The organism is Rhizobium sp. SEMIA 4085, from assembly GCF_013004495.1.
Classification (GTDB): Bacteria; Pseudomonadota; Alphaproteobacteria; order Rhizobiales; family Rhizobiaceae; genus Rhizobium; species Rhizobium gallicum.
In genome coordinates, this window is record NZ_JABEPH010000025.1 from 19,397 (window position 1) to 28,702 (window position 9,306).

Annotated in this window: 9 protein-coding genes; 6 read left to right on the forward strand and 3 right to left on the reverse strand. The window is 57.8% G+C overall.

Annotated features, from left to right (window positions below; translation table 11 throughout):
* Positions 1-6 precede the first annotated feature (6 nt).
* Positions 7-2,487: a heavy metal translocating P-type ATPase gene (locus C9413_RS04685; RefSeq protein WP_039845200.1), complete on the reverse strand. Its 2,481-nt coding sequence runs from the start codon at positions 2,485-2,487 to the stop codon at positions 7-9.
* 161 nt (positions 2,488-2,648) lie between these two features.
* Between C9413_RS04685 and C9413_RS04690 the strand changes: the two genes are divergently transcribed.
* Positions 2,649-3,311, forward strand: coding sequence for an adenylate/guanylate cyclase domain-containing protein (locus tag C9413_RS04690; protein WP_039845199.1), 663 nt, complete (start codon positions 2,649-2,651; stop codon positions 3,309-3,311).
* Between the two features lie 394 nt (positions 3,312-3,705).
* On the opposite strand, the gene C9413_RS04695 is transcribed toward C9413_RS04690, so the two are convergent.
* Positions 3,706-3,909, reverse strand: a complete 204-nt coding sequence (locus C9413_RS04695; protein WP_039845198.1) for a heavy-metal-associated domain-containing protein — start codon at positions 3,907-3,909, stop codon at positions 3,706-3,708.
* A 55-nt stretch (positions 3,910-3,964) separates the two neighbouring features.
* On the reverse strand, positions 3,965-4,519 hold the full coding sequence (locus C9413_RS04700) for a Crp/Fnr family transcriptional regulator (RefSeq protein WP_246703693.1): 555 nt from the start codon (positions 4,517-4,519) through the stop codon (positions 3,965-3,967).
* A gap of 66 nt (positions 4,520-4,585) precedes the next feature.
* On the opposite strand from C9413_RS04700, the gene C9413_RS04705 reads away from it, so the two are divergent.
* The 5 genes from C9413_RS04705 to C9413_RS04725 form a co-directional block, all read left to right on the forward strand.
* Positions 4,586-5,107 carry a periplasmic heavy metal sensor gene (locus tag C9413_RS04705; protein WP_039845196.1) on the forward strand — a complete coding sequence of 174 codons (522 nt, stop codon included), beginning with the start codon at positions 4,586-4,588 and terminating at the stop codon, positions 5,105-5,107.
* A 56-nt stretch (positions 5,108-5,163) separates the two neighbouring features.
* Positions 5,164-5,553 (forward strand): hypothetical protein, encoded by a 390-nt coding sequence (locus tag C9413_RS04710; RefSeq protein WP_170250228.1) that lies wholly within the window; start codon positions 5,164-5,166, stop codon positions 5,551-5,553.
* Between the two features lie 94 nt (positions 5,554-5,647).
* A complete protein-coding gene (locus C9413_RS04715; RefSeq protein ID WP_039845194.1) occupies positions 5,648-6,052 on the forward strand; it encodes a FixH family protein in 405 nt (134 codons plus the stop codon).
* A complete protein-coding gene (locus tag C9413_RS04720) occupies positions 6,049-7,491 on the forward strand; it encodes an efflux RND transporter periplasmic adaptor subunit (protein WP_039845193.1) in 1,443 nt (480 codons plus the stop codon). Before C9413_RS04715 ends, C9413_RS04720 begins: the two co-directional genes overlap by 4 nt.
* On the forward strand, positions 7,488-9,306 hold a 1,819-nt coding region (locus C9413_RS04725; RefSeq protein ID WP_170250229.1), incomplete at its 3' end, for a CusA/CzcA family heavy metal efflux RND transporter. The genes C9413_RS04720 and C9413_RS04725, both read left to right, overlap by 4 nt.

Consider the following 9,306-nt stretch of genomic DNA (forward strand, 5'->3'; position numbering starts at 1 on the left):
CTGCTATCAGTTGGCTTGGTAACGACGCAAACGAAGCGCGTTGCCCAAGACGAAGACGCTGGACATTGCCATCGCCCCCGCTGCGAAGACCGGCGAGAGCAGTGTGCCGTTAATTGGATACAAGACACCGGCTGCCACCGGCACCAGGCTGACGTTGTAGGCGAAGGCCCAGAACAGGTTCTGCATGATGTTCCGGATCGTCGCCCGGCTGAGTGCAATGGCGCGAGCCACACCGGTCAGATCGCCTGATATCAGCACGACATCCGCACTTTCGATGGCGATGTCGGTACCGGTACCGACCGCCAGGCCGACGTCAGCTTCAGACAGGGCCGGGGCATCGTTGATGCCATCGCCGATGAACGCAACCTTCTGGCCGTTTTCGCGAAGCTTTTTAACGGCCTCTACTTTGCCGTCCGGAAGAACCTCCGCGATAACCTGATCAATACCCAATTGCGCGGCAATTGCCTCTGCCGTGCGACGATTGTCGCCGGTAATCATCGCAATCTTCAAGCCTTGGGCGTGTAGTGCTTGGATTGCGGCTGGCGTCGTTTCCTTTATCGGATCGGACACCGCAATGATGGCTGCCAGTTGTCCGTCGACAGCTGTGTAAAGGGGCGACTTTCCTTCGCGACCAAGATCGCTTGCGAGGCTGGCGAAGGCTGTGACTTCAATGCCTTCGCGGGCCAGCGCTCGGTCAGCACCGACGAGAATTTTACGCCCGGCAACGATACCGCTCACGCCGAAGCCCGGCGATGCCTCGAAACCAGATACTTCCAGGTTCAGAAGCCCACTTGCCTTTCCTGCTGCAACAATAGCTTCCGCAATCGGATGCTCCGAGAGGGTTTCAAGGCTGGCGACCCAAGAGAGCACATCATCACGGCTATAGCCTGGCAACACCTGGAAGTCGGTGAGTTCGGGCTTGCCCTTGGTCAGTGTACCCGTCTTATCGACTGCGATGATTTGCGTATCCCGCAAGCTTTGAAGTGCTTCGCCTTTGCGGAACAAGATGCCAAGCTCTGCAGCACGTCCGGTGCCGACCATGATTGAGGTTGGCGTCGCGAGGCCCATGGCGCAGGGGCAGGCAATGATCAGGACCGCGACTGCATTGACCAGCGCAAAGCTCAAAGCCGGAGATGGCCCCAACAGCATCCAAGCGCCGAACGTCAGGAGAGCTGCGGCCATCACAGCAGGCACGAACCAGCCGGTGACCTTGTCAACCAGCGCCTGGATCGGCAGTTTCGAGCCCTGCGCTGCCTCGACCATCTTGATGATCTGCGCGAGCAGAGTGTCGCTACCGACTTTCGTTGCGCGGAACGTAAAGGAACCGGTCTTGTTGATGGTGCCGCCGACAACTTCGCTATCGGCGGTCTTCAAGACTGGTACCGGTTCACCCGTTATCATGGCTTCATCGACGTAGGATGCACCAGTAACGACAGTCCCGTCGACCGGCACCTTTTCGCCAGGGCGAATTCGAATGACGTCTCCGACGACGACATCGCTGATCTGTATTTCTACGAATTCACCGCCATGATCGACAAAGGCAGTCTTGGCCTGAAGGCCGAGCAACCTCTTGATTGCCTGGCTGGTTTTGCCTTTCGCCCGAGCCTCAAGGTACCGACCCAGAAGGATCAGCGTGATGATGACGGCTGCTGCCTCATAATAGACGTTAACGGTACCAGCGGGCAGGGCGCTCGGAAGAAACGTGGCGACTACTGAATAGGCCCACGCCGCCGTTGTCCCGAGAACGACAAGAGAATTCATATCAGGTGTCCAACGCAACAGGTTTGGGACACCCTTGCGGAAAAAACGAAGCCCTGGGCCGAACAATACGATGGTTGCCAGCCCGAACTGGGCGTACAGGCTCTCACGCATTCCGACCGTGTCCATGATGAAGCCATGCACCCCGGGAATGAAGTGCGAGCCCATTTCCGCGGTGAACAACGGCAGCGTTAAAGCGGCGGCGAGAAGTAGCTCTCTGCGGAGAGACCGAATTTCAACGTCGCGGCTATCTTCTTGATCCTCAGGGGCAACATTGACAGTGGCTTTGGTCTCGTAACCCGCATTGCGGACGGCTGCGGAGAGAGCCGCTGAGGTCGTTGCGCCTGACACATAACGGATTGTCGCCTTCTCCGTCGTAAGATTGACGTTGGCTTCCGTAACGCCGGGAACCGCCTTGAGGGCACGCTCGACGCGCGAGACGCAAGACGCGCAAGTCATACCCTCGACGAGAAATTCCTGCGTTTCGATCTTTGCTTCATAGCCAGCACCCTCGATGGCCTGCAGGACGGCAACGGTATCGACCGCATCCTTGAAAGTTACCGTTGCTCGCTCTGTCGCAAGGTTGACTGACGCGGCATTGACGCCGGGAATAGATTTGATGGCTTTCTCGACCCGGACGACGCACGACGCACAGGACATTCCTTCGATCCCGAACTCGGTCGGGATGGGCAGCGCGGTCGATTTTTCCATCTGTGATATGGCAGTCATGGGACGATCCCTCATTGAACTGCATACATAAGTAATCCTTCCCATGATGGGAAGGTCAAGGACTCATTGTTGGCGATGAGTTTCAGACGTTGCTTAGGAAGCGAACGCGAGCGAGAATGCGGCGTTGCTAGCGATCAAATCTTCGGGCCAAGGAGAGCGATGTGAGGCAGCGAGAGAATTTGGATAAAGCTCCCGCCACCGTTGCGTTCATAGATATCGCGGGTTTCAGCGCTATTGCGGACGTGTATGGTGACGCGGCTGCGCTTGACGTGCTTGAAGTATTCGAAAGCATGGTCCGCGACGCCCTCAGCGGCTATGAGCCCCCGATCAAATGGATCGGCGATGAGGCAATGCTCTCGTTTCCTGAGCCCGATACAGCGATCCAGGTACTCGGAACGCTGTTGCAGGCATGCCGTAAAGAATCGCGGCTACCGCTTACTCGGACGGCGCTGAACCATGGGCCGGTGATCCGCAGAGCAGGCGATCTCTTTGGATCGACTGTCAACGTTGCTGCCCGCATCGCCGCGCTCGCATCGCCTGGTCAATTGCTTGCCACTCAACCCATTGCCGAGGCGGCTGCCGCCAGAGGTATTCTAGTGCGAGACCTCGGGATGGTGGCGATTAGATCGGTAGCCGGGGAAGTCCCTCTCTATGAGATCGAGCTTGGTCCGTCGGCTGACCCGGCCTGGATCGATCCGGTGTGTAAGATGCATGCACCGTATTCATCCTATAGGCGGGCCGCCCCTCAGGGGCCGTGGTTTTGTTCGCCGCTTTGTGAAGAAGCATATCGACTGTCGCCCCAGACCTATGAGTTGCCCCGGTGACACGACAATCCTGGATCAGGTCTTGGCGGAAACGAAGTCGATCTTCGTATCGAGCCAGCGATTGCCGCAAACCGTGAAGGGCAATAGCGTAAACTTGATGATGGCGTATGTCGGCTACGAAGCCTGAAGGGCATCGATTCGCTCCGTCCTCTCCTCGGCGGCACATTTAGCAGCGTCGCCGTCGTCGGAGGTGAGAGTAAGGACCATGCTACAAGGTCCCTGCTGAATTTTATGTCCACCACGGGCGCACCCAAATGGTAACGGGCGTAGGATAATCTCGTCCTACGAGCGACCGTCGATTGATGCGGTGAAGCAGGAAATGATGACTGCACCGAGCAAGGCAGCCTAGAGAGTCGGAGCGGAGCACCGCTTCAATCCGGTGCTCCGGCCGCCGTCAAATTTGCCTAAAACTTGAGGGGTAGCCCGCGTTCTCGATTGCAGCCTTGATGGTCGCCGGATCAACTCTAGTCTCGACCTTGGCACTCTTCGCAGTAAGATCGATGCTGGCAGACGCTGCTGGATCGGCAGCCTTGATCGCCTTTTCAACCGTACCGGCGCAGTGTCCACAGGTCATATTCTGAATTTCGAACTCGTACATGGTCGTCTCCGTAATTTGCGGCCATTCACATGTGGGGCTTCCCACCATGGGAAGGTCAAGAAGTCTTGTGCGAAAAAGATTTGCCGCGCTTTGCCAGTTCTCGATAAAGCGCTTCCGGCGACACTCCGATCTCATCAGCGAGGTGTTTCCACTCACCTTTTGATGGCAGTAACCCATCATTCCAAGCAAGCCACGCGTTTAAACGCGCTGAAACGGTTTTGAGGCTCGCGATTTCCGCACGCTTACGTACCTGTTGCAGCTGATGCGACAGATAAGAAGCCCAGGTTTCTGCGAATGCGGGCTCATTCCTGAGGAGCGCCCTGACGGAATTTACGGGAATGATCAGCGCCTCGGAATTCGTTACGGCGACCGCATCACAATGATACCGGGACGAGAACACGGAAGCTTCTGCGACGACCATGCCTGGCGAAGCCCGCTGAAGCACGGCGACGTTCCCATCGGCTTGGTGTCGGACAAGATGGATTGTTCCGGCCCGCATCAGATACAGCCATGTGAGCGCGTCACCTTGATTGAAGATATGCTGTCCGGCCGCAAAGGTTGCTTTGCCTGTCGACATTTGCAGAAAATGGTCGAGAAAGAGATCGGACATGATAGCGATCATGTCCTACGGGGCGAAAGCGGGCAAGCGTGGAGGGCGTCCACCTGAGGAACCCTCATGAAGTTTGTTTCGACTATCGCCGTCGTTCTTCTTTCGAATGCCGCCTTCGCGACTGAACAGCACCAGCACCACACGATGTCGCCGTACACCGAAGAGACTGGACGCCAGATCAAATCGCTTTCCGAAGCTGACATCGACGAACTGATGCGTGGGGGCGGTTGGGGCCTTGCGAAACCTGCCGAGCTGAACGGGTATCCGGGCCCATCGCACCTGCTTGCGATGAAAAATGAAATCGGGCTTACGCAAGAGCAGGTTCATCGCGTCCAGTCCATATTCGCCGACATGCAGCGTCGCGCGATACAGGAAGGGCAGAGGTTCGTGGCGGCCGAGCGCGAGCTTGATGCCGTCTTCAAGAACAGGTCGGTTGCGGAAAGCCAACTACCGGCCCTGATCGATAACGCTGAGGAAAGTCGCTCACGCCTGCGAATGATTCATCTTTCAGCGCACTTGGAGGTAAAAGCGATCCTGACGCCAGAGCAGATTGCCAAATACAATGAGCTTCGCGGATATCGCAAATAGCACAAATTTTCGTGAGCCCGCTTTCTTCGGCCAAGGTGGCATGCGAGTATAGGCAGATGAAGTTCGTCGCCGCCATTCAACGCCTGTTTTGCGTCCTTGCAATGCTCGGGGTCATTCTTGGCCCGGTGAGTATGGGCGTGGCGAAAAGCGCGATGGCCTCGTCGGGACCTGCCGCGATGGCAGGCATGGACATGCCGCTGGCGTCTGCGGATACCGCTTCTATCACCGAGGAGATGCCTTGCTGTCCGGACGAGAAGCAGCCGCCAATTGACTGCTCGAAGAATTGCCCGTTGGCGCTCATCTGCGCGTCTATGCTTCTTGTGCAAGCCTCAGACGCCGCCAGCCTATCGGTTTCTTATCCGGGAGCGCCGTCCTTCCTAGTGGGTCATGATGCGGGTTTAGCATCTGCCGTGGTGGAACCTCCGGCACGACCACCACGCGTCTAGTTCTCATCCTCTTTGACCGTCGCTGCTCGCGTGAGCGCGAGTGCGGCTACCTGTTTCCTGGCGGGGGCGTAGCCCGCCTATAGAGATGTGAACTATGAAAATCACAAGGAACTTTGCGCGAGGAAGCCTCGCTGCAATTGCCATTTTGTCAGCCTCATCGACGTTTTCCTATGCCAGCCCTCAATACTACGAGTTTCAGCTCGTGTCAGCAGAGGTGAAACAGGGACCCGATGCCGAAGTTTCTGTTCGTCTCGTTGATAAAAGAAACGGGCAGCCCGTATCTGACGCGGTTATTTTCACCACCCTGATGGACATGGCTCCAGAGGGCATGGAGACGATGACCACGCCTGTCGAGGAACTGCCCTCCGGGCAGGCGGGTATCTATAAGTTCAAGACCAATCTGGGCATGGAAGGCGGATGGCGCTTCCAGCTTGGGGCGAAAGTTCAGGGCGAGGGCGACACCGTCACAGGTGAAGTCGTCGTCAAGGCCACCCCGTGAAGACCGCAGCATGGCTGGCCGCCGTTACCTCCCTCGCCCTCGTTGGCGGGGGAGCGTACCTGGCTGGTGCCCAGGGAGTAGGCAAGCAACAACTCCACCGGCTTTTCGACATGTCCGTCGCTGAAGCACAGCCGAGCAAACCTGAACCGACCGGGGCCGTCATTTATTACCGCCATCCGGACGGGCTGCCCGAATATTCTGCCAAGCCTAAGAAAACGTCGGACGGGCGCGATTTCGTGTCCGTTCGCGAAAGTGAAGACATCAGCTTTACAGCCTCAGGCGTCAAAACGGCCGAAACGACCGACCAGCCGAAAAGGTCGATGTCGGGATCGCCTGCGAAAGAACGCAAGGTCCTTTATTATCGCAACCCGATGGGTCTTCCGGACACTTCCAAAGTGCCGAAGAAGGATTCCATGGGAATGGATTACATCCCCGTCTTTGAAGGCGATCAGGCCGGCGCATCGACGGTCAAGGTTTCGCTCGGCAAGCTGCAGCGCACGGGTGTCAAAACGACGAAGGCCGAACTGGCGAGCATCTCCCGCAAAATCCGGGTGCCCGGAACGGTCACCTTGGACGAGCGGCTCATCAGCGTCATCTCTATGCGCACCGATGCTTTCGTCGATGACGTGGCAAACGTTACAACTGGCGACCGCATCGGCAAGGGAGAGAGCCTCTTCAGCTTCTATTCCAAGGAAATCGCCACCACCGGAGCTGAATTCGCTGCGGGGAAGGGCGATCTCCGCAACAGCGATGCCGGTTCGGCGCTTCGACTGAAGAACCTGGGCGTACCGGACCAAGTGATCCGGAGCATTGCCGAGAGGCATCAGGTGCCAACGAGCATCGAATATGTTTCCCCCCGCAATGGGATCGTCCTTGAACGCATGGCGACAACCGGAATGATGGCGAAACAGGGTGATCCGTTGTTTCGGATTGCGGACACCTCCCATGTCTGGGTCATCGCCGACGTGCCGGAATTCGATCTGGCTTCCATTCAAAAGGGAGTCCCGGTTGCCGTGAGGGTTCGGAGCCTCCCGGGCAGGACTTTCGAAGGAGCCGTCGATCTCATCTATCCCGAAATCCAGCAGGAGACTCGCACAACGAAAGTCAGGATCGAGCTTCCAAACCCGGACGGTATTCTGATGGCCAACATGTACGCCGACGTCGAGATCGAAGCAGGCGTACAGAAACCAGTCGTCGCCGTGCCCAACAGTGCAATCATCGATACCGGCAACCGGCAGGTCGTCTTCATAGACAAGGGTGACGGCAAGTTCGAGCCAAAGGATGTCTCTCTCGGCATGCGCGGTGAGGAGCAGACTGAGATCACCAAAGGCATCGCAGCGGGCGATCAGGTGGTGGTGGCGGCCAACTTCCTGCTCGATGCCGAGAGCAACCTAAACTCGGCGCTGAGCGGCATGGCACCGAATGAGGTGAAGCCATGATCTCCCGCGTCATCGCCTGGTCCGCTCACAATCTCGTTTTGATATTCGTCGGCGGAGCGCTTGCCGTCGCGGGCGGCGTCTATGCGCTACGGTCCCTGCCGCTCGACGCCATTCCCGATCTCTCCGACATCCAGGTCATCGTCTATACGGAGTATCCGGGCCAAGCACCGCAGGTGGTCGAGGACCAGGTGACCTATCCGCTGACGACGTCGATGCTGACGGTGCCGAAGTCGAAGGTCGTTCGCGGCTTCTCCTTCTTCGGTGTCTCCTTCGTCTACGTGATCTTCGAGGACGGCACCGACCCTTACTGGGCGAGAAGCCGGGTGCTGGAATATCTGAACGCGGCGTCGAGCCGCCTGCCTCAAGGCGTGACGCCGACCCTCGGCCCAGACGCCACAGGTGTTGGCTGGGTCTATCAGTATGCTGTCGTCGCAAAGAACCTCACGCTCGCAGAACTCCGGTCATTGCAGGATTGGGTCGTGCGGTTCGGCGTTTCCAAGTCGGAAGGCGTTGCCGAAATTGCCAGTGTTGGCGGCTTTGTGAAGCAATATTCCATCATCGTTGATCCCTCTCGGTTAAAGGCTCAGGGTCTATCACTTAACGACATTTCCAATGCGGTCCGGGCCAGCAACACGGATGTCGGCGGACGAACCATCGAGCTTTCCGAATTCGAGTTCATGGTGCGCGGACGCGGCTATCTTAAGGGCATCAGCGATATTGAGAACATCGTGCTGAAGACGCAGCGCGGCACGCCGCTCAGGCTGGGCGACGTCGCCAAGGTGGAACTCGTTCCGGATGAACGAAGAGGAATTACCGAACTCAATGGCGAAGGCGAGGTCGCAAGCGGCATCGTGCTGCAGCGGTTCGGAGCCAATGCTCTGACCGTCATCGACAACGCGAAGAAGAGTTTGACTTCGGTTCAAAGCAGCCTCCCGGCGGGAACGGAGATCGTGCCGGTCTATGACCGGTCGACATTGATCGAGTCCGCCATCGAGACGCTGAGGGGCACCTTGATCGAGGAATCCATCGTCGTCGCGCTGGTAACGGTCGCCTTCCTTCTCCATGTTCGGAGTGCTCTCGTGGCGATCATTATGCTGCCGGTCGGCATTCTGATTGCCTTCATTGCGATGAAGCTGCTCGGCATCGGCGCAAACATCATGAGCCTCGGAGGTATCGCGATTGCCATCGGCGCGATGATCGACGCGGCCATCGTCATGATCGAGAACGCCCACAAGCATCTCGAACGTGCACCACCGGACAAGCCAAGGATCAAGATACTGGTCGATGCCGCCAGCGAAGTCGGACCAGCGCTGTTCTTCAGCCTGCTGATCATCACAGTGTCGTTTCTGCCGATCTTCACCTTGGAGTCTCAGGAAGGACGGCTGTTCGGGCCGCTCGCTTTCACCAAGACGTTCGCCATGGCGGCGGCGGCATTTCTCTCGATCACGCTTGTTCCTGCATTGATGATCCTCTTCGTGCGCGGCCGCATCGTGCCCGAGCATAAGAACCCGCTGAACCGCTTTTTGATTTGGATTTATCGGCCGGTGATCACGGGAGTCCTCAAGGTTAAAACGCTGACCATCCTGGCCGCTGTCGCGATCCTGGCGGCAACCGCATGGCCGGTCCAGCACATCGGCAGCGAATTCATGCCCAACCTCGACGAAGGCACGCTGATGTATATGCCGACCACGTTGCCAGGCATATCGGTGACGAAGGCGGCCGAACTGATGCAGACACAGGATCGCATCATCAAGTCGTTTCCCGAGGTCGAGAGCGTCTTCGGGAAGGCAGGCCGTGCACTGACCGCCCCCGACC

Bases quoted from the DNA above. Each gene is read 5' to 3' on its own strand.
- C9413_RS04695 (WP_039845198.1), bottom strand. From the start codon at position 3,909: ATGTACGAGTTCGAAATTCAGAATATGACCTGTGGACACTGCGCCGGT.
- C9413_RS04685 (WP_039845200.1), bottom strand. From the start codon at position 2,487: ATGACTGCCATATCACAGATGGAAAAATCGACCGCGCTGCCCATCCCG.
- C9413_RS04710 (WP_170250228.1), top strand. From the start codon at position 5,164: ATGAAGTTCGTCGCCGCCATTCAACGCCTGTTTTGCGTCCTTGCAATG.
- C9413_RS04700 (WP_246703693.1), bottom strand. From the start codon at position 4,519: ATGTCCGATCTCTTTCTCGACCATTTTCTGCAAATGTCGACAGGCAAA.
- C9413_RS04705 (WP_039845196.1), top strand. From the start codon at position 4,586: ATGAAGTTTGTTTCGACTATCGCCGTCGTTCTTCTTTCGAATGCCGCC.
- C9413_RS04715 (WP_039845194.1), top strand. From the start codon at position 5,648: ATGAAAATCACAAGGAACTTTGCGCGAGGAAGCCTCGCTGCAATTGCC.